This window comes from Rhodococcus sp. NyZ502, from assembly GCF_041464245.1.
Lineage (GTDB): Bacteria > Actinomycetota > Actinomycetes > Mycobacteriales > Mycobacteriaceae > Rhodococcus_F > Rhodococcus_F qingshengii.
Genome location: NZ_CP167155.1, coordinates 3,251,365 through 3,274,369, shown reverse-complemented (window position 1 = coordinate 3,274,369; position 23,005 = coordinate 3,251,365). Strand labels below are relative to the sequence as shown.

19 protein-coding genes, 1 tRNA gene and 1 riboswitch are annotated in these 23,005 nt (G+C 64.1%); of the genes, 5 read left to right on the top strand and 15 right to left on the bottom strand.

Going from position 1 to position 23,005, the window contains the following annotated elements:
* The first annotated feature begins 14 nt into the window (after window positions 1-14).
* Window positions 15-143: riboswitch (glycine riboswitch) on the top strand.
* 53 nt (window positions 144-196) lie between these two features.
* A complete protein-coding gene (gene gcvP / locus ACBG85_RS15150; RefSeq protein WP_372023908.1) occupies window positions 197-3,055 on the top strand; it encodes an aminomethyl-transferring glycine dehydrogenase in 2,859 nt (952 codons plus the stop codon).
* Window positions 3,056-3,077: 22 nt separating this feature from the next.
* On the opposite strand, the gene ACBG85_RS15145 is transcribed toward gcvP, so the two are convergent.
* From ACBG85_RS15145 to ACBG85_RS15115, 7 genes are all read right to left on the bottom strand, one after another.
* Window positions 3,078-4,226, bottom strand: coding sequence for a metallophosphoesterase (locus tag ACBG85_RS15145; protein ID WP_054187381.1), 1,149 nt, complete (start codon window positions 4,224-4,226; stop codon window positions 3,078-3,080).
* Window positions 4,226-5,920, bottom strand: coding sequence for a VWA domain-containing protein (locus ACBG85_RS15140; protein WP_070161062.1), 1,695 nt, complete (start codon window positions 5,918-5,920; stop codon window positions 4,226-4,228). Before ACBG85_RS15140 ends, ACBG85_RS15145 begins: the two co-directional genes overlap by 1 nt.
* A gap of 159 nt (window positions 5,921-6,079) precedes the next feature.
* The gene (locus tag ACBG85_RS15135; RefSeq protein WP_372023906.1) at window positions 6,080-8,263 is read right to left on the bottom strand and encodes a malate synthase G; all 2,184 of its coding nucleotides are present in this window, start codon (window positions 8,261-8,263) and stop codon (window positions 6,080-6,082) included.
* Window positions 8,264-8,415: 152 nt separating this feature from the next.
* Complete coding sequence (locus ACBG85_RS15130) at window positions 8,416-9,666, bottom strand: trans-acting enoyl reductase family protein (protein ID WP_054781805.1); 1,251 nt, start codon at window positions 9,664-9,666, stop codon at window positions 8,416-8,418.
* A gap of 44 nt (window positions 9,667-9,710) precedes the next feature.
* Window positions 9,711-10,142 (bottom strand): universal stress protein, encoded by a 432-nt coding sequence (locus ACBG85_RS15125; RefSeq protein ID WP_003946198.1) that lies wholly within the window; start codon window positions 10,140-10,142, stop codon window positions 9,711-9,713.
* 159 nt (window positions 10,143-10,301) lie between these two features.
* Complete coding sequence (locus tag ACBG85_RS15120) at window positions 10,302-11,843, bottom strand: SDR family NAD(P)-dependent oxidoreductase (RefSeq protein WP_074447104.1); 1,542 nt, start codon at window positions 11,841-11,843, stop codon at window positions 10,302-10,304.
* A gap of 108 nt (window positions 11,844-11,951) precedes the next feature.
* A tRNA-Leu gene (locus tag ACBG85_RS15115) sits at window positions 11,952-12,037 on the bottom strand.
* 118 nt (window positions 12,038-12,155) lie between these two features.
* On the opposite strand from ACBG85_RS15115, the gene ACBG85_RS15110 reads away from it, so the two are divergent.
* Window positions 12,156-13,508 carry a M20/M25/M40 family metallo-hydrolase gene (locus tag ACBG85_RS15110; RefSeq protein ID WP_003946170.1) on the top strand — a complete coding sequence of 451 codons (1,353 nt, stop codon included), beginning with the start codon at window positions 12,156-12,158 and terminating at the stop codon, window positions 13,506-13,508.
* A gap of 65 nt (window positions 13,509-13,573) precedes the next feature.
* Window positions 13,574-14,110, top strand: coding sequence for a YbhB/YbcL family Raf kinase inhibitor-like protein (locus ACBG85_RS15105; RefSeq protein ID WP_007733394.1), 537 nt, complete (start codon window positions 13,574-13,576; stop codon window positions 14,108-14,110).
* Window positions 14,111-14,168: 58 nt separating this feature from the next.
* On the opposite strand, the gene ACBG85_RS15100 is transcribed toward ACBG85_RS15105, so the two are convergent.
* The 3 genes from ACBG85_RS15100 to ACBG85_RS15090 all read right to left on the bottom strand — a co-directional run bounded on the left by ACBG85_RS15100 (window position 14,169) and on the right by ACBG85_RS15090 (window position 16,576).
* Window positions 14,169-15,239 (bottom strand): quinone-dependent dihydroorotate dehydrogenase, encoded by a 1,071-nt coding sequence (locus ACBG85_RS15100; RefSeq protein ID WP_050655283.1) that lies wholly within the window; start codon window positions 15,237-15,239, stop codon window positions 14,169-14,171.
* Between the two features lie 63 nt (window positions 15,240-15,302).
* Window positions 15,303-15,551: a DUF5703 family protein gene (locus ACBG85_RS15095; RefSeq protein WP_007733391.1), complete on the bottom strand. Its 249-nt coding sequence runs from the start codon at window positions 15,549-15,551 to the stop codon at window positions 15,303-15,305.
* On the bottom strand, window positions 15,551-16,576 hold the full coding sequence (locus ACBG85_RS15090) for a hypothetical protein (RefSeq protein ID WP_372023903.1): 1,026 nt from the start codon (window positions 16,574-16,576) through the stop codon (window positions 15,551-15,553). The genes ACBG85_RS15095 and ACBG85_RS15090 overlap by 1 nt, the downstream gene beginning before the upstream one ends.
* A 183-nt stretch (window positions 16,577-16,759) precedes the next feature.
* On the opposite strand from ACBG85_RS15090, the gene ACBG85_RS15085 reads away from it, so the two are divergent.
* Window positions 16,760-17,182: a hypothetical protein gene (locus tag ACBG85_RS15085; RefSeq protein ID WP_285183429.1), complete on the top strand. Its 423-nt coding sequence runs from the start codon at window positions 16,760-16,762 to the stop codon at window positions 17,180-17,182.
* On the opposite strand, the gene ACBG85_RS15080 is transcribed toward ACBG85_RS15085, so the two are convergent.
* The 5 genes from ACBG85_RS15080 to ACBG85_RS15060 all read right to left on the bottom strand — a co-directional run bounded on the left by ACBG85_RS15080 (window position 17,163) and on the right by ACBG85_RS15060 (window position 21,899).
* Entirely contained in the window at window positions 17,163-18,026 is an 864-nt protein-coding gene (locus ACBG85_RS15080; protein WP_073513313.1) for a heme ABC transporter ATP-binding protein, read from the bottom strand. The two genes, ACBG85_RS15085 and ACBG85_RS15080, sit on opposite strands and share 20 nt — an antisense overlap.
* Window positions 18,023-19,117, bottom strand: coding sequence for an iron ABC transporter permease (locus tag ACBG85_RS15075; RefSeq protein WP_042451000.1), 1,095 nt, complete (start codon window positions 19,115-19,117; stop codon window positions 18,023-18,025). Before ACBG85_RS15075 ends, ACBG85_RS15080 begins: the two co-directional genes overlap by 4 nt.
* Window positions 19,118-19,180: 63 nt before the next feature.
* Window positions 19,181-20,188, bottom strand: a complete 1,008-nt coding sequence (locus tag ACBG85_RS15070) for a hemin ABC transporter substrate-binding protein (RefSeq protein ID WP_003946195.1) — start codon at window positions 20,186-20,188, stop codon at window positions 19,181-19,183.
* The gene (locus ACBG85_RS15065; RefSeq protein ID WP_372023900.1) at window positions 20,185-20,871 is read right to left on the bottom strand and encodes a heme oxygenase (biliverdin-producing); all 687 of its coding nucleotides are present in this window, start codon (window positions 20,869-20,871) and stop codon (window positions 20,185-20,187) included. The genes ACBG85_RS15070 and ACBG85_RS15065 overlap by 4 nt, the downstream gene beginning before the upstream one ends.
* 92 nt (window positions 20,872-20,963) lie before the next feature.
* A complete protein-coding gene (locus tag ACBG85_RS15060; RefSeq protein WP_003946175.1) occupies window positions 20,964-21,899 on the bottom strand; it encodes an aldo/keto reductase in 936 nt (311 codons plus the stop codon).
* A 228-nt stretch (window positions 21,900-22,127) separates the two neighbouring features.
* Here ACBG85_RS15060 and ACBG85_RS15055 point away from each other — a divergent pair, with 228 nt between their 5' ends.
* On the top strand, window positions 22,128-22,973 hold the full coding sequence (locus tag ACBG85_RS15055; protein WP_030537531.1) for an undecaprenyl-diphosphate phosphatase: 846 nt from the start codon (window positions 22,128-22,130) through the stop codon (window positions 22,971-22,973).
* The last annotated feature ends 32 nt before the right edge of the window (window positions 22,974-23,005 follow it).

Below are 23,005 nucleotides of genomic sequence, written 5' to 3'. Positions count from 1 at the left end.
AGGACCGTACGGGCTCCGACGCCTCTGGAAAGCGGTGGGACAACCCACCCGCCGACGGGGAAAGGCTGTGGCTTCCGCCTTCGGCGGATCACTACCGAATCTCTCAGGCGCTCGGGAATCGAGCATGCGACAGAGGGGGAGGAACACACCGCAGTTCGGTGTGTGTCCTGATCCTCCGATCTGTCTGGGAGTTGTCGTGATCGACGCTGCAAGCCGTATATTTGCCGATCGCCATGTCGGTCCGAACGCCGCGGAACTCGCGCGCATCCTCGAACTCGTCGGGGTCGATTCACTCGACGAACTGGCAACCAAGGCCGTTCCCTCCGTCATCCTCGACGCTGCCCCGAACGGCATCGCTGCCGGACTCGACGCTCTGCCGCTTCCGGTCGGAGAGCACGAGGCACTTGCCGAACTGACTGCACTCGCAGCCCAGAACACCGTCGCGACGTCGATGATCGGCCTCGGCTACTTCGACACGTTGACGCCGCCGGTGTTGTTGCGCAACATCATCGAGAACCCGGCCTGGTACACCGCGTACACCCCGTATCAGCCGGAGATCAGCCAGGGCCGTCTCGAAGCCCTCCTCAACTTCCAGACCATGGTCGCCGATCTCTCCGGCATGGAACTGGCAAACTCGTCGATGCTCGACGAGGCCACCGCCGCTGCCGAAGCCATGACGCTCCTGCGCCGCGCGAACCGCAGCAAGTCCCCACGATTTGTCGTCGACGCCGATCTCTACCCGCAGACCCTCGCCGTCATCGAGACTCGCGCCGAGCCGCTCGGCATCGAGATCGTCTCTGCGGACCTCACCGCTGGTCTTCCGGAAGGTGACTTCTTCGGCGTCATCGCCCAGATCCCAGGTGCCTCGGGACGAGTCGTCGATTACACCTCGATCATCGCGGAAGCTCACGAGCGCGGCGCACTGGTTGCCGTCGGCGCAGACCTCCTCGCGATGACGCTCATCACCTCACCCGGTGAGCTCGGCGCGGATGCGTGCTTCGGAACCACCCAGCGTTTCGGTGTTCCCATGGGATACGGCGGACCGCACGCCGGTTACCTGGCCGTGCACTCCAAGCATGCGCGTCAGCTGCCCGGCCGCTTGGTCGGCGTCTCCATCGACGCCGACGGAGACAAGGCATACCGCCTGGCGCTGCAGACACGTGAGCAGCACATTCGCCGCGAGAAGGCGACGTCCAACATCTGTACCGCTCAGGTGCTCCTCGCCATCCTCGCTGCGATGTACGCGAGCTACCACGGCGCCGAGGGACTCAAGGCGATTGCGTTGCGCGTCGCTGCCCGCGCACACGCGTTGGCAAACGGCCTGCGCGAAGGCGGCGTGACCGTTGTCCACGATTCGTTCTTCGACACCGTGCTCGCTCAGGTTCCGGGCAAGGCGGCCGACGTCGTCGCTGCGGCCAAGGAATCCGGGATCAACCTGCGTCTGGTCGACGCCGATCATGTCGGTATCTCCTGCGACGAGGCCACGACCGCCGACCACGTCCTTGCCGTGCTCGACGCGTTCGGGATCGAGGATGCTGTTGTCGCCATCGAAGCCGAGGGCAATTCGGTTCCGGTTGCTCAGGAGCGCACCTCCGACTACCTGCAGCACGAAGCCTTCACCCGTTACCGTACGGAAACGGCAATGCTTCGCTACCTGCGCGCGCTGTCCGACAAGGACATCGCCCTCGATCGCAGCATGATCCCGCTGGGTTCGTGCACCATGAAGCTCAATGCGACCGCCGAGATGGAATCCATCACCTGGCCCGCGTTCAACGCGATCCATCCGTTCGCGCCGACATCGGATGCGCCCGGTCTGCTGAAGATCATCAAGGATCTCGAAGACTGGCTGGTCGCGGTCACCGGCTACGACAACGTCAGCCTGCAACCCAACGCCGGCAGCCAGGGGGAATACGCGGGCCTGCTCGCGATCCGCAACTACCACCTCAGCCGGGGCGACGACCACCGCGACACCTGCCTCATTCCGTCGAGTGCTCACGGCACCAATGCGGCTTCTGCCGTCATGGCCGGGATGCGCGTCGAGGTTGTCGCCTGCCGTCCCAACGGTGACGTCGACGTCGACGATCTGCGCGCGAAGATCGCCGATCACGCCGAGCGTCTCGCCGCGATCATGATCACCTACCCTTCAACCCACGGTGTCTACGAGCACGAGATCTCCGACATCTGTGCAGCGGTACACGACGCCGGTGGCCAGGTGTACGTCGACGGCGCCAACCTCAATGCGCTTGTCGGCCTTGCCCGTCCGGGCCGATTCGGCGGCGACGTCAGCCACCTGAATCTGCACAAGACCTTCTGCATCCCGCACGGCGGCGGCGGACCCGGCGTCGGCCCGATCGGTGTGCGCTCACACTTGACGCCGTTTTTACCCGGACACCCGATGGCCCCCGAACTCGGTGGTGGAGGAACGATCTCGGCAGCGCCGTACGGCAGTGCGTCCATTCTGCCCATCACCTGGACCTACATCCGGATGATGGGTGCTGCGGGCCTGCGCCGCGCCAGCCTGACCGCCATCGCGTCGGCCAACTACATCGCGCGTCGACTCGACGAGTACTTCCCGGTTCTCTACACCGGCGAGAACGGCATGGTCGCGCACGAGTGCATCCTCGACCTCCGGGGGTTGACCAAGGACACCGGCGTCACCGTCGACGACGTCGCAAAGCGTCTGGCCGACTACGGTTTCCATGCTCCGACCATGAGCTTCCCCGTGGTCGGCACGCTGATGGTCGAGCCCACCGAGAGCGAGAACCTCGAAGAGATCGACGAGTTCTGCGAGGCGATGATCGCCATTCGCGGCGAAATCGAACGCGTCGGAGCGGGCGAGTGGACGGTGGAGGACAACCCGCTACGCGGTGCTCCCCACACTGCGGGAAGCATTGCAGCGCAGTGGGATCACCCGTACTCGCGTGAGATCGCCGTCTTCCCGCGTGGCAAGGCTCGCCCGAAGGTGTGGCCGTCCGTGCGTCGTATCGACGGTGCACATGGCGACCGCAACCTGGTCTGCTCCTGCCCGCCGATCGAAGCGTTCGCAGGCAACTAAGGCGTGTGCCCGCCGGAGATCATCACCTCTCGTGTACGAGTTCGAGAACAGTGATCTCCGGCGGGGCGCCGACGCGTACCGGCGGACCCCAAGCCCCGGCGCCACGCGTCGTGTACAGCACTGTGTTTCCGACCCTGTCCAAGCCTTGCACCGAAGGCTGCTGCAGCGGAACGAGATACCGCAGCGGCCACATCTGACCGCCGTGAGTGTGCCCGGACAGTTGCAGATCGATACCCATCTCGGATGCCTCGATCGCTTGACGCGGTTCGTGCGCGAGAAGCAAGGCGAAAGTATTCGGATCGCGACCTGCGAGCGCGGCAGTCAGGTTCGGCTCGTACGGGGCCGGCGACGTGTAGTCGTGGATGCCCACGATGTCGATGGTATCGCCGCCATGCTGGATCGAGGTGCGGCTGTTGCGAAGTGTGGTGATCCCCAATGTCTCCCACACGTCGAGCCATTTGCCGCCGTCGTCGGCGTAGAACTCGTGGTTTCCGCTGACTCCGAAGATTCCGTCGGGCGCCCGAAGATCGGCGAGCGGAGCAAGATCGGGAGCAACTTTCGCGACGGTTCCGTCCACGAGGTCGCCGCCGATCGCGATCAGATCGACATTCTGCGAGTTCACGATATCGACCACCTTGCGGGTGAAGTCGACCCCGCGGGCCGGTCCCACGTGCAGGTCGGTGATCAAGGCGATCCGGTATCCGTTGAAGCCCTCAGGTAGGCGAGCGAGCGGCACGCGGACGCGGGAAATCTTGGGGCCCGACGCCTCGTAGACGCCGTAGCCGGCGGTGCCGATCGCCGCGAGAGTGACTGCTGCCGTAGCCAACTGCAACGTACGACGCTTGGCTGGGTCGACTTCGGTCGTGGTATCCGTGTGGCGTGCACGTAGTCGACCGATCCCGGCGAACAGGCCGATCACGAGCAGTCCGGGAATCAGATACAGCCACGAAGCCAGCCAGACCCATCCGACAAATCCGATCGGTCGCGCCCACGATGTCGGAAAGACTTCGCCGCTGCCGACCCCGATGAGCGTCGAGACCGCCAAGACGACAAGCGCAGTGTCGGCGAGACGAGCCCATCGCCTCGGGATGCCGGTGGCGCGAACGAGTCGGCGATGCAGGAACCAGGTCAGAAGGGCGAGAAGGACTGCAAAAACCGCGACGCGCCCCATCAGGACAGCATCTTGGTCACTGCGGCCGCGAGAGCGGGGTCGGACGTCGAATCGACCCGAACCAATGTTCCGCCCGTCCGATCCGAGACGTCTTGGAGTGTGGAGACGTCGTCGCCCGCACCGACGACGATCACGTCGACCTGTACCGGACGCGACGGATTGCCCGCAGCGGCGATCGCGCTGAGCAGTTCGGCTCGCGTCGTGGTGGATTCGTCAGGCGTACTCGAGGTGATCAGCAGCACCGAGTTGACTCGCCCCGCGTCGAAACCGTCCACGGCGGCTTTGTAGGAGCTGGCAAGCGCCGGGTATTTGGAGGTCTTTCCGCCGGCCCGAAGCCCGTTGAGGAAATCGGTGATCGTGGCACGCCGATTCGGCTCGGACAGTGAACCGCCCGGAACCAGGATGCGCTCGGACGGTTTTCCGTCGGTGCCCGTGCTGAACTCGCGAAGGCCGATGTCCGAAGCGTCAGGGCTGCGACCCAATTGGGTATTCACCGCCGAGGCAATGTTCGCCAAGCGGGTAGTGCCACCGTCGTCGGTACCCATCGACGCCGACGTGTCCATCAGGATGGTGGCACTACGCGGCGAGACCGGGTTGGCGACTATGTCACCGAGCGCCGCTGCGGTCTCCGCCGAAGCCGGTTTCAAAGTGGACGAGATCTTGGCCGGGGACACCGCCCCGAGATCGGGAAGGTCTTGGCCCTCGACCCGGAAACCGGCGCCGACGAACAACTGTGACTGATTCGGCTCACGCATGAAATCGGCAAACTGTGCCGCTGCGCGCGACGCGGTTTCGTCGATCCCGCTGCCCGAGACGATGACCGCCGGATAGTCCGCGACTGGCGTTGCGCCGGCGGGGGAGTACGTCGTCATCGCCGCGTTCGCGCTCTGCGCTATCGACTGTTCCGTGGCCGGAACGGCTTTCACCGAATCCGGTGTTCCGGCGCTCAGTGCTCCGAGGGCTTCGGCGGTGGACGAGGGGGGAGTCGGCAAGGATTGGAACTGCAACGCCCGTGCACTGAGCGCAGCGTTGACCTGAGCGGACTTCGCCTGATCCGTCGTGACCGGTCCGGCACCCGCATCGGCGACGTCGGCAGCGATCGCCTGTGCAGCCATCGAGGTTTCGGTACTTCCGACCGGCAGGGCGACCGTCAGATCGGAAGGCAAAGACTTCCAACTCGATGCTGCGCCGGCCAATGCTGCCGCGGTCTCGGGACCGGCTGCCAGAACGATCGGGGAACTCGCGAGCGAGCGAGGATCACCGTTGATCACGGCCTTGCCCGACAGTGGCGCGAGTTCGAACGAACTCGCCGGGATCCACAGGGAGGGACGTGGTCCCAATGCTGCGTCATCCCAGGGGGCCGCCGGACCGGCTTCGAGTGCCGTCGAGACCGACGCGGACGGCGCACCGTGCACCACGACGGCGATGCAGTGATCACGCACCACCGGCGAGGTCTGGGTGTACCGCTTCGCCAGTTCCTCGACCTGTGGGGCTATGGACGGATCCGCGGTGACGTCGAGTGTCTTGTTGCCCTCGACGCACGTACCGGCTGCCTGCTGTCCCTGATCGTCGATCCGGTTGCTGAGGGCCTTCCATCCGAAGAAGCCTGCCACGATCAAGACGATCAGCACGACGACGAGAATCGGCCCCTTACTGATACCTCTGGCGCCTGACCCGCCGCGATGTTCGCCCACGTACCTTGCCCTACCTTGGTCACTCGAAGAATGTCTGTTGAACGGACTGTGTCCTCGGCCAGTCTAGTGACGAAACTTCGGGGCCTACGCGAACAGCCTCGACACCGGGAGCGGTGCCGAGGCTGTTCGGGTTCAGCTTCGAGTTCGAAGAAGGTGAAATCAGGCGTTGGCGGCCTTGTACTCGCGGCGGCGGCGATGCAGGATCGGCTCCGTGTATCCGCTGGGCTGCTTCGCGCCTTCGAGGATGAGTTCCTTGGCAGCCTGGAACGCGATGTTGGAATCGAAATCAGGTGCCATGTTGCGGTACTCGGCGTCGCCCTCGTTCTGACGGTCGACAACCGGGGCCATGCGCTCGAGTGCACTGACAACGTCGCCCTCGCTGACGATGCCGTGACGCAGCCAGTTGGCGAGCAGCTGGCTCGAGATGCGCAGCGTGGCGCGATCCTCCATGAGCGCGACATCGTGGATGTCGGGAACCTTGGAGCAGCCGACGCCCGCGTCGATCCAACGGACCACGTAGCCGAGGATGGACTGGCAGTTGTTGTCGAGCTCTTCCTTCTTCTCCGCGTCCGTCCAGTCGGTGCTGGGAGCGAGCGGGATGGTCAGGATGTCGTCGACGCTCGCGCGAGGCTTGCCCTTCAGGCTGTCCTGAACTGCGAATACGTCGACGCGGTGGTAGTGCGTCGCGTGCAGCGTTGCGCCGGTCGGCGAAGGTACCCATGCAGTGTTGGCGCCGGCCTTGGGGTGACCGATCTTCTGCTCGAGCATGTCTGCCATCAACTCGGTCATGGCCCACATGCCCTTGCCGATCTGGGCCTTGCCCTGCAGACCGCAGGCCAGACCGGTGTCGACGTTCCAGTCCTCGTAGGCGCCGATCCACTTCTGCTTCTTCATCTCGGCCTTGCGCACCATCGCGCCGGCTTCCATGGAGGTGTGGATCTCGTCGCCGGTGCGGTCGAGGAAGCCGGTGTTGATGAACACGACGCGGTCGACGGCTTCCTTGATGCAGGCGGCGAGGTTGACCGTCGTACGACGCTCCTCGTCCATGATGCCGACCTTGAGCGTGTTCTCCGGAAGCCCGAGGACCTGCTCGACACGGCCGAACAGTTCGGTGGTGAAGGCAACTTCCTCGGGACCGTGCTGCTTGGGCTTGACGATGTAGATCGAGCCGGTGCGGCTGTTGTCGAGCGGTCCGTTGGCGTCACTGATCGAGAGGCCGTGCACTGCACAGGCACTGGTGATCAAGGCGTCGAGGATGCCCTCGGGGACCTCGTTGCCGTCGGCGTCGAGGATCGCGGGGTTGGTCATGAGGTGACCGACGTTGCGGACGAACAGGAGCGAACGACCGTGCAGGCTGAGTTCGCTGCCGTCGACTGCGGTGTACTTACGGTCGCCGTTGAGCGTGCGGGTGAAGGACTTGGCGCCCTTCTTGATCTCCTCGGACAAGTCACCACGGTTGAGACCCAACCAGTTTCGGTAGCCGACAACCTTGTCGTCGGCGTCGACAGCGGCGACCGAGTCCTCGAAGTCCATGATCGTGGTGACGGCGGATTCGAGAACGACGTCCTTGACGCCGGCGGCGTCGGTGCTGCCGATCGGGGACGAGGCGTCGATCTGGATCTCGGCGTGCAATCCGTTGTTGAGCAGCAGGATGCTCGTCGGTGCGTCCTTCTCGCCGAGGTAGCCGACGAACTTCTCCGGCTGGGCGAGCGTGCTGACCGTACCGTCTGCCAACGTGATCTTCAGTTCACTGCCGTCGACAACGTACTTGGTTGAATCTGCATGCGATCCCGACACGAGAGGTGCTGCCGCATCGAGGAATTCACGCGCCCAGGCGATGACCTTGTCGCCGCGGACCTTGTTGTAGCCGGAACCCTTCTCGGCGCCGTTCTCCTCGGAGATGGCGTTGGTGCCGTACAGCGCGTCGTACAACGAACCCCAGCGGGCGTTGGACGCGTTGAGTGCGAAGCGCGCGTTGAGGATCGGCACGACCAACTGCGGGCCGGCCGTCGAGGTGATCTCGGTGTCGACGTTCGCGGTGGTGACCGAGAATTCGGCAGGCGTCGGCAGGAGGTAGCCGATTTCCTGCAGGAACGCCTTGTACGCGGCGGCGTCGATGGGAGCGCCGGCGTGATCGCGATGCCACTGATCGATCTGAGCCTGCAGATCGTCACGCTTGGCAAGCAAGTCGCGGTTCTTCGGTGCGAGCTCGGTGATGACCTTGTCGGCGCCGGCCCAGAACGTTTCGGCGTCTACACCGGTGCCGGGAAGAGCCTCCTCGACCACGAAGTCGTAGAGAACCTTGGCAACCTGAAGACTGCCGACCTGAACGCGCTCAGTCATGAATAGCCTCACTTTTCCGAAAGCGGAGCATCACATATGGATGCCATGAACCAACATCAATGTTACCTGGGAGTATTCCCACCGCTGTCCGCGCCCTGAGCTGCGATAATCGGGCGCGAAGAGCTGAAACGATCAAGTGAAATTCGTTCTGTCTAGAGTTTGCGCGCGGAAATCTCGAAACCAGCCGCGCGTAGACGCTCGACCAGGACGTCGCCGAGCGCTGTCGCTGGAGTCAAAACGCCGGTGGCCGGGGGAAGAGCCTTTTGGTCCTTCGCCAACGACAACGCAGATTCGCCGAGCATTACCGCCGTCGCGCTGTATCCCGGGTCGCCCTTCGCCTTCACTCGTGATGTGTATCGGGCGCCGGTCGTGGTCGTGGTGAACACGTCGAGCGTGAAGTGGCCCTTCTTCTGGGTGCTCTCGCTCGGACCTTCACCGGGAGCCGGCAATACCTTGTCGAGAAGGAAACGTGTCGGAGGTAGAGCGAGTCCGGCGACCAGCGCGCCGAGGCCGACCGCCACGCCGCCCGCAATCACCGGTGACACCACCGATGAGCCGACGCTCATCACCTCGCTGTACTTGAACTTCTTGCCGTACGCCCACTCTCGGAGCGCATTGCTGCGACGGACGACTCGTGTGTTGTACGACGCCATCACGAACGGCGCTTTCCACCCCTTCAACGACGGATCGATCTTCTTGCCGTCGACCACGCTCACGTCGCTCTGGCGTCCGAGTTCGGGCTCCCGATCACGATCGGGGCTCAGCGAGTACGGCGAGGCAGCAAGTTTCCGCAGGCGCGCATCGTCTTTCGACACGTCGATCTGGTTGCGAAGCGAATCGATGGTGCCACCGCTCACGCCGCCGCGCAGGGCCGTGACCACCAGGGTGGTGTCGGTGAGCTCGCCGGCGCCGTCGGCGGCGACCTTCTCGTGCAGGACGTGAACTCCGAGATCGGAAGGGATGGAATCGAATCCGCAGGAATGGACGATCTTGGCACCGGTCGACACGGCCAGGGCGTGGTTAGCGTCGATGCTCTCGCGGTGGAACAGCACCTCGCCGGTGAGGTCGACGTAATGAGTTCCGGCGGAGGCGCATTCGTGAACAAGGGCGTGGCCGTACTTGGCATACGGGCCGACCGTGGTGGCGACGACCCGGGTTCGCTGGGCGAGTGCCTTCAGTGCGGTGGCGTCGTCGGCGTCGGCGATGATCAGGGGGAGATCGGCAGCGGCGGTACCCAGATCGGCGCGAGTGGCTGCCAACTTCTCGAGGGAACGGCCACCGAGGCCGATCTTCGTGCCTTCGGGAGCATGTTTGACGAGGTAGTCGGCGAGTAGCTTACCGACGAAGCCGCTCGCTCCGTAGACGATGATGTCGAGTTCTCGGGCGGGCGAGGTTCCAGTCATGGAGCCAGCCTACAAACGAGCACCCGAAAGTGATGTGACCGAGGTCACTCGGCGGGGAGGGGTTCCTTGACGACGAGGATCGGAGCCTCCACTTCGAGTAGGAGACGCTGCAGCGGGCGTTCGAGGAGGAACTTGCCGATGGGGGACATCCGGCGTGTTCCAACGATCAGGAGATCGACACCCGCGTCGTGGACCAGGTCGACGAGCGCGGTAACCGGATCGCCGTCGTGCTCGGTGGTGCGCAGATCCCACTTCGTCTCCGAGAATCCACCGGCGTCGAGCGCTGACTGGATCTCGCCGCGAAGAGCGGCCCGATCGTCCTCGGTGTCTCCGAGGTTGACCGTGCCTCCGATGTTGACGTCGTCCAGGACGTGCAGAACCAGCAGTTCCTCGCTTCGACCCACGGATTCCCGTGCGGCGGCCACGATTGCGGCGCGGCCTTCCGGGCTGTCCTTGTGTACGACGGCGATCGTCATGGTTCCTCCGAGTCGGTGAGCAGGTACGCACTCCATTATCGCCTGCAATGCTGTGCTCTACCTGAAATGAGCTACTCGACACGGGGGTTTGGGGGGTGACGAGATCGCCACATCGGGGCGGCTAGGTGCTGCCTGTCACCACCGCGGCGGTGCCGCCCATCACCACGGCGAGGGTTTGTAGTCCTTGAGGAAGCAGCCGTGCAGGTCGACGCCCAGTTCACCCTGAACGATGGGGTCGTAGACGCGGGCGGCACCGTCGACGAGGTCGAGTGGTGCGTGAAAACCTTCGTCGGCCAACCGCATCTTGGTGAAGTGTGGGCGTTCGTCGGTGATCCAGCCGGTGTCGACGGCGGTCATGAGGATGCCGTCGTCGAGCATTTCCTTGGAGCTGGTGCGGGTCAGCATGTTCAGTGCTGCCTTGGCCATGTTGGTGTGCGGGTGGCCAGGGCCCTTGTACGCGCGGCTGAACTGGCCTTCCATGGCGGAAACGTTCACGACGTACTTGCGTCGTGCAGCGGCCGCGGCCATCGACGGGCGCAAGCGCGAAACGAGAATGAAGGGCGCGACCGAGTTGCAGAGCTGGACTTCGAGAAGCTCGATTGGATCGACCTCTTCGACGGTCTGAACCCAGCTGTTGGTGTGCGCGAGGTCGGGCAGCAGCCCGCCCGCGTCGATGGCGATGCCCTGCTCGATGCGATCGGGTGACGCCGACTTGGCGACGAGGGCGAGTGAACTGACCGCGTCGGCGGACAGATTTCCGGAGGTGATGCTTGCGACGTCCGACAGCGATCCGGCCAGAGCCGCGGGGTGGGCGTCGCTCGTCTTGCCGAAAGTCAGGACATCAGGCAGTTCACCGGCGGGAAGCGCACCGGACTCGGCGTCGACCAGAGCGCCGTAGGCACCGGGGGAGCGTCGGACGGTTTGCGCGGCGTTGTTGATGAGGATGTCGAGTGGACCCTGTGCGGCAACGGAATCCGCGAGTGCAACAACCTGGGCGGGGTCGCGGAGGTCGATGCCGACGATGCGCAGACGATGAATCCAGTCGTTGCTGTCTTCCATCGCTTTGAATCGGCGGATCGCGTCGTTGGGGAATCGCGTCGTGATGGTCAGATGTGCGCCGTCACGCAGCAGGCGCAACGCGATGTACATGCCGATCTTCGCGCGGCCGCCGGTCAGAAGTGCGCGTCGGCCGGTGAGATCAGTGCTGGCATCACGTTTGCTGCGGCTGGTGGCAGCGCAATCGGGGCACAGTTGGTGGTAGAAGGCGTCGACTGCGGTGTAGCGCTGCTTGCAGATGTAGCACGGCCGCGCCTTGATGAGCGTGCCGGCGGAGGCGCCGGCGGTGTTCGACTTGATCGGAATGCCTGCGGTCTCGTCGTCGATGCGATCGGGTGAACCGGTGGCAGTCGCAGCGACCACTTGGCGGTCGGCTTCGTTGACGGCTGCGCGCGAGGCGAGGCGACGCTTCTTCTTGAGTCGCTTGAACAGATGGCCGACAGCGCGCTGCATGGTGATCGAATCGGGATGCTCGTCGTCGAGTTCGGCGGCTTCGGAAAGGACCTTCAGGCAGATTTCGAGTTCTGCGGGGTCGAGTCCGGTGAGTTCGGCTCGAGCAGATTCTGAATCGGCTGTTTCCAGCGAATCTGCCTGCAGTGCATCCGACTTCTTGGTGTCTGTATCCACTTCGAACTTCTGTTCCATCTCGATCGCCGCTCGCGCGGACTGTTCCCTGGTGCGGGAACTTCGCCAATTACGAGAAAAGCTCCGGTTCGATGAACCGGAGCTTTTCCTGTCTGTCTCAACACAGAGTGTCCGAGGGGGGACTTGAACCCCCACGTCCGTTAATAGGACACTAGCACCTCAAGCTAGCGCGTCTGCCATTCCGCCACTCGGACTCGGCCCCGATTTCTCGGTGCTGGGAAAGAGTATCCGATTAGGTGAGCTGCCCCAAATCGCCAGGTTGCGGGGCATTCCGGTCGCCCGCGTCGTTTGATTCGATGGTAGGAAAGTGGAATGACCACAACCCCGAATAATCCGAATCCGAGCAGAGCCGAAGCAGAAGTAGTCGAACTGGTCAGTTCCCTCATCCGCTTCGACACCTCGAACACGGGAGAACTCGAAACCACCAAAGGCGAGCGTGCGTGCGCGGAGTGGGTTGCCGCGCAGCTTCAAGAAGTCGGTTACGAGACGGAATACGTCGAGTCCGGAGCACCCGGCCGAGGAAATGTCTTTGCTCGCTTGAAGGGAGCCGAGTCGGGTCGTGGTGCGTTGATGCTTCACGGTCACCTCGACGTAGTTCCGGCCGAGCCCGCCGACTGGAGCGTCCATCCCTTTGCCGGCACCGTCCAGGACGGTTACGTCTGGGGGCGCGGCGCCGTGGACATGAAGGACATGGTCGGGATGATCCTGGCCCTGGCCAGACAGTTCAAGGCGGAAGGCGTCGTACCGCCGCGTGATCTGGTGTTCGCCTTCGTGGCGGACGAGGAAGCGGGCGGAAAGTACGGCTGCCAGTGGCTGGTCGAGCACCGCCCGGATCTGTTCGAGGGAGTGACCGAGGCCGTGGGTGAGGTCGGCGGTTTCTCGCTGACGGTTCCGCGGCCTGACGGAACCGACCGCCGGCTCTACCTCGTGGAGACTGCGGAAAAGGGCCTCGGCTGGATGCGTCTGACTGCCAAGGGACGCGCCGGACACGGCTCCTTCCTCCACGACGACAACGCGGTCGCGACACTCGCCGGCGCGGTCTCGAGGCTTGCTGCCCACCAGTTCCCGATCGTGATCTCGGATTCGGTCGCGGAGTTCCTGACCGCCGTCGGCGAGGAGACCGGATTGGACTTCGATCCGGGATCACCCGACATCGACGGGACTCTCGCGAAGTTGGGGACGATCGCCAACATCATCGGGGCGACGTTCCGTGACACGGCGAACCCGACGATGCTCAAGGCCGGATACAAGGCGAACGTCATTCCGCAGACTGCCGAGGCGGTCTTCGACTGCCGCGTGCTGCCGGGACGGCAGGCCGAATTCGAGCGCACGGTGGACCAACTGATCGGTCCCGACGTGACCCGCGAGTGGATCACCAAGCTGGATTCGTACGAAACAACGTTCGACGGCCACCTCGTAGACGCCATGAACGAGGCGATCCTCGCCCACGATCCGGAGGCTCGCACAGTTCCGTACATGCTCTCCGGCGGAACCGACGCGAAGGCATTCGCGAAACTGGGCATTCGCTGCTTCGGCTTCGCGCCGTTGCAGTTGCCGCCCGAGCTGGATTTCAGCGCGCTGTTCCACGGCGTCGACGAGCGAGTTCCGGTGGACGCACTACTGTTCGGGACACGTGTTCTGGAACATTTCCTGCTCAATTCCTGACGAGCACGTAGATAGATCCGTGAGCTCAACGCACATCGAGCTCTCTTGTCACAGAAAGGATTCGCATGGCGCACGATCCGTACGAACCATTGCCGAAGTTGCCGAGTTTCGAGCTGACCAGTGACGACATCACTGCGGGCCAGCCGCTGAAGCTTGCTCAGGCCAGTGGAGCCTTCGGTGTCCCCGGTGGCGAAGACATCTCACCGCAGCTCTCGTGGTCCGGCTTTCCGGCCGAGACGAAGAGCTTCGTCGTGACGGTGTTCGATCCGGACGCACCGACTGCGTCGGGGTTCTGGCACTGGGCCGTGGCGAACATCCCCGCTTCCGTCACCGAGCTCCCCGCCGGTGCCGGCGCGGCGGACAGCGATGTCCTGCCCGCCGGAACCGTCACCCTCCGCCACGACGGTGGCGGGTTCGGTTTCATCGGTGCAGGTCCGCCTCCTGGGCACGGTCCGCATCGCTACATCGTGGCGGTGCATGCCCTCGACGTGGAGACGCTCGACGGAGTCACCCCTGATTCGTCGCCGGCGTTCCTCGGTTTCAACGTGTTCCATCACGCGATTGCGCGTGCAACCCTGACCGGGACGTTCGAGGTCGAATAGTCACTATGCTGTGCGCCTTTATTAAACGCGGGCGGGTAATAAAGGCGCACAGCACTCTCTAGCGAGGGTTCTCAGCTCCCACAGCCTGGGCAATTGACGAGAAGCCGGCTGCGCGCACGCGCTTGGCTATCCCCTTGTGGATGCTGCGAGCCCAGAACGGTCCGCCGTAGATGAAGCCGGTGTATCCCTGCACCAGTGTCGCGCCGGCGAGGATCCGTTCCCACGCCTGATCGGCCGTCTCGATACCGCCGACCGAGATGATGGTCATCTTGTCGCCCACTCGGACGTACAGGCGCCGAAGTACTTCGAGTGAGCGCTCGGCGACCGGTGCACCGGACAGCCCGCCTGCGCCGAGTGCAGCTACCTCGGCGTCCGGGGTCTTCAAACCGTCGCGACGGATCGTGGTGTTGGTCGCGACGATTCCGGCAAGCCCGAGTTCGATTGCCAGATCGGCGACCGCGTCGACGTCCTCGTCCGAGAGGTCGGGCGCGATCTTCACCAGTACCGGCACGCTGACGGTGTCGAGCACGGCCTGCAGGATCGGGCGCAGTGATTCGACGGCCTGCAGATCACGGAGTCCGGGCGTGTTCGGCGAGCTGACATTCACGACCATGAAGTCGGCCAGCGGACCCAGAAGCTGCGCGCTGGCGGTGTAGTCGGCCGCGGCGTCGGCGGCTTCGACGATCTTGGTCTTGCCGATGTTGGCACCGATCGGGACCGTGACGCGGCGCTGTCGCAGGAAATTCGCCGCGTGACCAGCGCCGTGGTTGTTGAAGCCCATCCGGTTGATCAAAGCGCGGTCGGCCGGAAGACGGAAGAGACGCGGCGCGGGGTTACCGGGCTGAGCCTGGGCCGTCACTGTTCCGACCTCGGCGAAACCGAATCCCAACGGGCCCCAGGCGTCGACGCCGGTGGCGTCCTTGTCGAATCCTGCGGCGAGGCCGAGAGGTGCCGGGAACGTCAGACCGAATGCCTGACTGCGCAGAACCGGGTCGTCGACGACAAGGACTTTTGCGACCAGACAGCGAAGGGGAGCGAACCGTGTCACCAGTTTCATCGCGGTGAAGGCAATGTGGTGGATGCGTTCCGGTGGGACCCGGAACATCAGGCTCAGCAGCAGTTGGTACACGATTCTCCAGCTCTTCGATGGTGTGATTTTGTCAGCGGCGGGCTCTGGTCGTCTGTTGGACGATCAGTGCTGAATGCCGTCCGGATCGGTCACGTGCAGCGGCGTCTTCTTTCGCTTGAGGAGCACGCGACGACTGCCGTCGGGGTAGAGACGGACTCGGGAGAGTTCCCATCCGCCGAACTCGGCGGAGATCGCCAGACGCATCGACGCCGTGACTCGCGAAACGTTCGGCGGTAGTCGAAGGGGCACATAGTCGAACTTGTCGTCCGACGTCTCCCACTGCGCGGGGATCCCGCGCGCTCGCTTTTCCATCAGTTCTCCCGTGACGGGATGACCTGCAGCCCGTCACCGGTTGCCGATCCGACGATCAGATTGCCGTTGGAAGAGTCTACGGCCAACGAATTCGGCTGTCGCACCGTCCTGAACCGTCCGGTCTCCACGGGGATGCCGGACGACAGATCGAAGCCGACCACTTCGTTGGTCGCGGTCAGTGTCACCCACACCCGATCCGCGGTCTCGTCGTAGGCAACGGCGTACGGCGACTCGCCGACGGGGTAGCGCTGGTGCATCAGGAGCGGATCGGCAGTGAAGACGAGCAGTTCGTTGCCGGTGGTGTCGGTGACCAGAATGCGTCCGAAGCGATCGGTGGCCAGATGAGTTGCGCCCTCACCGGCGCGGAGAGCGACGCCGAGTTTGCCGTCTTCGAGGTTGATCGCCGTCAACGAGGTCTGACGGTGATCGAGGGCGCTCAGGTTGTCGCCGGTGACCGCGAGTTCGTCGACGGATGCGAATCCCGAAACCGTCTGTGACTGATCGGTCTTCGGGTCGACGATGTGAACTGAACCATTGTCCGTGCCGATCGCGATGCGGCCGTCGTTGAGTTCGACCGCTGAATTCGCCTGCCCGTCTACCGGGATGGACGTCTGTTCGCCCGAAGTCAGATTCAGCTTCACGACCTGGCGATCCATCGACAGAAGAGCGCTACCGTCAGAGCCGATCGAAACGTCGCGTACGTCGGAATCCAGGGCTGTTGGACGGCCTGCAGAGGCGGGGTCGGCGCCGGCCAAACTGTCCGTAGGAACGACCAGCACCGATCGGGGGTCGTTGGCAACCACTACAGCGCTGCGCGTGATCGGGTCGAATGTGATGGAATCGATCAGACCTGAATACGGGTGAACCACGCCGTCCGGGGTACTGGTGGTGGCCGGTGAGGCCGCTGCCGTTGCGGGATCGATCGTGATGAGGTCGTCTCCGCCATCTCCGGAAGAACATCCTGTGACCAGCAGAACCGCCGCCCCCATTGCTGCTGCAGTGGTGCGGATCCCTAGGCGAGCCATGTGTAGTTCCTCTTTTTCTTGTCATCTGTTCTTCACGCAGTGCGACTGTCATCGATCATCCCTGATCGCAGTCGGGCGCCGTTCATCGCGTCGAGGAACTACCGACCATTCCGCTCACACCCCTGACGCGATACCGTACGAACAGCGGTTGCGGTTGACGCTGCAATCACCGAGGAGATCATTGTGATTCCCACAGAACCCACCGATTCCGGCGCACAGCCGCCCGAACCGGCGCGGCCGGGCTTCGAGATCGAGGACCTCACCGTCGGCGCTCACGCACACGGTTTCGGCAGGTCCGACGGTCGAACTTTCGCGTTCCGCGTACGAAAGAGCATGCTGTTCGTCGAGGTATACGGCGAATACTGCGAGCACAGTGTGCCGACCCCTGCAGACGTCGTCGCCACCGCGGAGCGATCGGTGACCGACATCGATCTGACCGACGAGCGAAGCATCGCCGGTGTGGTCCGCGACGCAGTTCTGTCCACGGAGGCTGATTGGTCACAGCCCGGTCCCGGTGACGGAGTTCGTGAGGGCGACGGCCGCAGCCTGCCGACGGTGAGAGCCGTCCTGAACAGGCTGGGATCGATCATCGATTCTGTTCGGTGAATTCTCGGCGCGGGATGACCAGCGTTGCTCCGGTTGTCGGATGCGGGAACACCTCGACCGGATAACCGTAGACGCGGGTCAGAAGCTCTTCGTGCAACACCGATTCCGGGGGACCGTCAGCGGCGATGCGGCCGTTTTCGAGCACGACGATCCGATCCGCGTACGCCGCTGCCAACGCGAGGTCGTGCAAAACGACGACGACGGCATCGCCGTCCGCAGCGCGAGCGCGCGCCACGGACATCACCGCTTCCTGGTGTCCGAGATCGAGAGCTGCAGTCGGCTCGTCCAGCAGGATGGTCGACGTTTCCTGTGCCAGTACCCGGGCCAGCGCGACCCGCGCCTGCTCGCCGCCGGACAGCACGGCGAACGGCCGATTGGCGAACCCCTCGACATCGCAGATCTTCATCGCCGCGGTGATAGCAGCGCCGTCGCGGTCTTCTCGGCGAGTTCCGGTCCATGGCGCACGTCCCATACGAACCACCTGGCGAGCGCTGAACGAAAATCCGATGGTGTGTTTCTGGGGGAGCACCGCGCGTCGGCGCGCCATGTCGATCGGCGACCACTGAGTGAGGTCGGTGCCGTCAACGTCCACCCGCCCAGCGATGACGGGCTGATCACCGGCCAACGCCGCAAGAAGAGTCGACTTACCGGCGCCGTTCGGTCCGACGAGAACGACTAGCTCGCCTGCCCGGACTTCGATGGACACGCCTTCCAGAATCTGCCGACCACCGCGTTCGACTGTGATGTCGCGCGCCTCGAGGGTGACATCACCGACGGCTGGGCTCTTCGGTTCGGGGGTGACGCGGCCGAACAGTTCGCGCCAGTTTCTTACGAGGCTGCTCATGCCCACCCGCCCTGTTGCGCGCGCGTGCGTCGGAGAAGCCAGAAGAAGAAGGGGCCGCCCACCAGAGCGGTCAGCATTCCGAGGGGCAGGTCTGCGTTGTCGATCAGCGACCGCGAGCCCAGATCTGCGACAAGCAGAACCAGTGCGCCGGCGAGGGCGCTCGCCGGAATCAGCGCGCGGTGGCCAGGTCCGACGAGAATGCGCATCAGGTGCGGAACGACCAGGCCGACGAAGAGGATGATTCCCGTGAAGGCAACACTCGCCGAGACCAAGAGAGCGACGATCAGTACCGCGAACTGGCGAAGCCGTTCGACGTTGACGCCCAGATGACGGGCCGCGTGTTCACCGAGCGCCAGCAGGTCGAGACGTGGGGCGATCATCATGGTCGCGGCGATCCCGACGACGGTCATCGGCGCCACGATCAGGACTGCGTTCCAGGAAGCGCCGTTGAGTGAGCCGAGTTGCCAGAACACGATCTGATCGCGAGCGGACGGGCTGGCGACGAAGGTGAAGAACGCGATGAGCCCGCCGGCGAACGCGTTGATCGCGACGCCCGTCAGCACCAACGTCACTACTTCCGTTCGGCCTTCGTGCCGAGCCAGCAGGTAGACCGCCGCGGTGGTGACCAGCCCGGCGACGAACGCAGCCGCAGCAACGGCCCAGCCGGCCACGAACGTTCCCCCGACGACGATGACAGCACTCGCGCCAACTGCCGCGCCCGCAGACACTCCGATCACTCCGGGTTCTGCGAGCGGATTGGAGAACACACCCTGCAGGAGCGCACCGGAACATCCCAGCGCCGCGCCGACACAGATGGCGAGCACGACGCGGGGGAATCGAACCTCCCACAAAGTCACTTCACCGCTGGGATGGGCGGGCATCGGACCGAGGTCGAGCCCGATGCGATGCAGGATGCTGCCCAAAACCTCGAGAGGCGACGTCGGAACTTGACCGATGCACGCCGACAGCACCGCGACGATCACGAGGGCGAGAGTCAAGCTGACCAGAACCGCACTCACCCGCGACCGCGACGCGGGGCCAGACGCCGACTTGTCGGCGCCCCCGACGTCGTGTGAATCCTCGGCCGACACAGTCTTACCTGCTTCGGAACTACCTGTCTCTGTACTCACGAATCAGCACTCACGAATCTTTGCTCACGATCCACCGGGCTCGTAGATCGCTTCGGCGAGTGCCGCCATGACGCGTCCGGTGTTCGGCCCGAAGCTGAGCAGTACTCCGTCCGCCATGTCGACTACTCGTTTGTTCTTTCCAGCCGGCGTCTGAGCGATGCCAGGGACCTTTTCGAGGCCGTCGATTCCGCCGATCGATGCCAATCCGTCCGTCATCATCAGCAGGGCGTCAGGCGCTGCGGCGATGAGCGCTTCGCTGGTGATGGGCACGAACTGTTGTGTGATGCCCGAGGCGGTTCCTGCATCGGTGGCGCCGAGTGCCTCGATCAAGGAATCTGCTCCGGACCCTTCACCGCCGATCATGGTGATGGCCGATCCGCGCATGTAGAGGAATGCGATTTTCAGTGGATCGCCCTCGGTGGGGACCAGATCGCGAGCTCCAGCGATTTCCGATTCGGTCCGATCGACCAGCGCTGCGCCCTGGGCGGGTACGCCGAGCGCGTCGGCGACGGCCTGGAGTTGTCCTGGCACACCCTCGAGTGTTCGGGTCGGATCGAAGAAGACGACGGGAACACCGGCGGCGCGCAACTGATCCTGGACGCTCTTGGGCCCGATACTCGTGTCGGTGAGAACAACGGTGGGATTGAGGTCGAGAATTGCCTCGGTATTGAGCGATTGGCCGCCGACCGTGACAACCGGCACGTCCGCGACTGCGGGGAACTTGGCTGCGGTGTCGCGGCCGACGAGATTGTCACCGAGGCCGAGCGCCACCGTCGTCGTCGCGAGCGTCCCGTAGCGGTCGGCCGCAACGATCCGGCTGTTGTCGGTGATGGTCACGTCGACGCCGTCGAAGCTCTTCACCGTCACGGGCAGTGTCGCGGTCGGGTTGTCGGACACGGGAACCGGGCTGGAATCTTCGAGTACCGCGGTCCTGGCGCCCTGAGATGTCGTGGAATTGTCGCTGGGACCGCAAGCCACCAGACCGAAACCGGCTGCTGCGACCAGAGCCGCCGCGGCCAAGCGCTTCATCATTTGACGAGGTAGCTCTCGATGTCGCCTTCGAGGTCGGCGAACAGGTCGCCGTTGAGGCGGTATGCCAGATTCACCTCGTCGATGAAACGCTGCTGTTCCTCGGCAGGAATCTGCAGTGCATCCAGATTCGAGCGGTAGTCGTCCTTGAAAGGCTTCGGCTTGGGGATGCCTTCGAAGATGTAGAAGCGAAGTTCGTCGGTCTCGAATCCGTAGGCGCGTTCGAGCATCCGGCGGATGATCTGTCCGCCCGAGAGATCGCCCATGTACCGAAGGTAGTGATGTGCGACGAAGCCGGCAGGCCAATCGAACGCCACCTCCTTCAGGCGGGCGATGTAACGCTCGGTTGCCGGCAGGGCCACGAGTTCGTCGCGCCAGTTCGGTCCGCCGAGGAACTCGAGATCGGCTTCGAGTGAAGCCACGCGCAACAGATCCTCGGACAGGAACGGGGCGACCAACTCGTTGTCGGCGTGTGTGCGGCCGGCCTCTTCGAGGCTCGTGTAGACGAGGTACGTCTGTCCCAGAAGTGCGGCGTAGCCAGCCGTGGTCAGCTCACCGCCGAGTAGTGCGCCTACGAATCGCGACTGCTCCGTCTCGCGGTGTGCTGCGTCCGTCTCGGTCTTGATTCGTTCGGAGAAGGCTGGGCCTGCGTCTGCGGAAAGGCTGTCTACGTCGAGCGTGGTCATTGATTCTCCTGAGGCTGTAGTCAAGCGTTGCCTACTAGGTTAGCCTGCCCTCGCCAACACGATACCTCCGGTATTTCGATCAGCGGGACAGATCAAGCGCTCACATCGTCGAGAGCCGCGGCAATCGCTTTCGGAAGTTCCAATTCTTCGGTTGCCAGTACTCCTGTCAACTGGGCGAGATCACGCGTGCCGACGACGGCGCTGGCCACCCCGGCGCGATCGCGCGCCCAGGCCAGTGCCACCGCCAGTGGGGAAGTACCCAGACCGTCGGCAGCGGTAACGACTGCGTCGACCACCCGGATCGAGGAATCGGTCAGATAGCTCTGCACATCCTGCGAATGTGCTTCGTCGGCGCCGCGGGAATCGACGGGAATGCCGTCGCGGTACTTGCCGGTCAGCACACCGCCCGCGAGGGGTACTGCGGCGAACACTCCGACGCCGTGATGGGCCGCCGCTGCGAACAATTCTTCCTCGACGCCGCGTGCGAGCAACGAGTACTCGGCCTGCGTCGCGGCGAGTGTTGTTGCGCCACCGGCTCCTACGGCCGTCGCGAGCTGCCAGCCGAGGTAGCCGCGAACTCCGACGTACCGCACCTTGCCGCTCGAGACGGCGTAGTCGAGGGTTGCTGCAACCTCGTCGACAGGCGTGAGCGGATCCCAGGTTGCGACCTGCCACATGTCGAGGAAGTCGGTTCCGAGTTCACGAAGAGTCGCGTCGAGCTGGCGGAGCAATCCGCGCCGCGAGCAGTCGACGCGGTCGGTGCCGATCGGTGTGGGGTCGATGCCGGCGCTCGAGCTGATGATGAGTTCGTCACGTGGAACGACGTCGTCGAGCAACTCGGCGAGGATTCGTTGCGCCGCACCGGCGCCGTAGGCGGGCGAGGTGTCGACCAGGGTTCCGCCGGCCTCGGCGAACGCGAGTAGCTGCGCAGCAGCCTCGTCGCCGTCCGTGTCGCGTCCCCATGTCAGTGTGCCGAGCCCAAGTCGCGAGACCCGAAGTCCGCTCGTTCCGACAGATCTGTGCTTCATAACCGCCTGCATCTCGCGCTCGACTCGTGTGCGCAAGTGCGGCACTCGAGAGATCTCACCACGTGCAGACTAGTAGGCGCTCGCCTCGAGTCGGGGTATTCGGACACGGACGTGCCGGGCGCGGCGCGGCGCCGTGGGCCCCGGTAGCGTGGCGCCGGTGAAACGTGAACCCGACACACGAAACCTGTGTGCAGTAACCCCATTCGAATCAGCCGGGATCGGTGAGTGATGGGCGAAGCGATGACCTGGCTCCAGGCCGTGATCCTGGGCCTCGTGCAGGGCTTGACCGAGTTCCTGCCCATCTCGTCTTCCGGACATTTGCGAATCGTGTCGGAGATATTCTTCGGCAGTGACGCCGGCGCGTCGTTCACCGCCGTGACGCAGCTCGGCACCGAGTTGGCGGTCCTGATCTACTTCGCACGCGACATCGTGAGGATCATCACTGCCTGGTTCCGAGGTGTGTTCAATGCCGAGCACCGGGGCGATCTCGATTACCGGATGGGCTGGTACGTCATCATCGGCACCATCCCGGTCGGCATCCTCGGGTTCTTCTTCAAAGACCAGATCCGTACCGGCGCACGCAATCTGTGGCTGATTGCCACGATGTTGATCGTGTTCGCGCTCGTCATCGCTGCTGCCGAGTACTACGGACGCAAGACGCGCCCGATCGAATCGCTCACAGCACGCGACGGCATCATCATGGGTTCGGCTCAGGCGCTCGCGCTCATCCCGGGTGTCTCACGTTCGGGTGGCACGATCAGTGCCGGCCTTTTCCTCGGACTCACCCGTGAGGCCGCAGCCCGTTACTCGTTCCTGTTGGCGATTCCGGCAGTTCTCGCCTCCGGTTTGTTCAGCCTCCCGGATGCCTTCGAGCCGGCTGGTGAGGGTCTGAACGCGAGCGGTCCGCAGTTGCTGGTGGCAACCGTCATCGCCTTCGCGGTCGGTTACGCAGCGATCGCCTGGCTGCTTCGATTTGTTGTCGATCACTCCATGTACTGGTTCGTCGGATACAGAATCGCTCTCGGCGTAGTCGTCCTTGCGTTGCTGGCCACAGGGGTCGTGTCCGCGACATAGGGCCCGTTTCGACGTCGACCACCCGTCCGTGC